This window comes from Pantoea sp. CTOTU46764 (assembly GCF_031974595.1).
Classification (GTDB): domain Bacteria; phylum Pseudomonadota; class Gammaproteobacteria; order Enterobacterales; family Enterobacteriaceae; genus Pantoea; species Pantoea trifolii.
In genome coordinates this window covers 41313-41535 of sequence record NZ_DALYOQ010000037.1, presented here as the reverse complement: position 1 = coordinate 41535, position 223 = coordinate 41313, and the positions used below count along the sequence as shown (strand labels likewise).

Sequence of the window (223 nt, the reverse complement as noted above, 5' to 3'; positions counted from 1 at the left end):
CGGTGGGCGGCGGGGCAGGTGGCACGCCACGCCACGATGGGCCGGACGGATCGGGCGGGTTATCGGCGTTCCTGAAAAACACGCCGATTGAGATCAACGAAGCCGAAGTGCCAATCCATTTCCATCGCTACGGCTTAGCCGCCGACAGCGCCGGAGCTGGGCGTTTTCGCGGTGGTTTAGCCACCGAGATGGCGTTTGAAGTTTTTGCACCAAATACCACGGT

At 61.4% G+C, this 223-nt stretch carries 1 protein-coding gene; it reads left to right on the top strand.

Translation table 11 applies throughout. The features are described 5' to 3' along the window. Window positions 1–223 (top strand): hydantoinase B/oxoprolinase family protein (locus RTM06_RS13650; protein ID WP_312182815.1); only part of this gene is annotated, 223 nt, incomplete at both ends.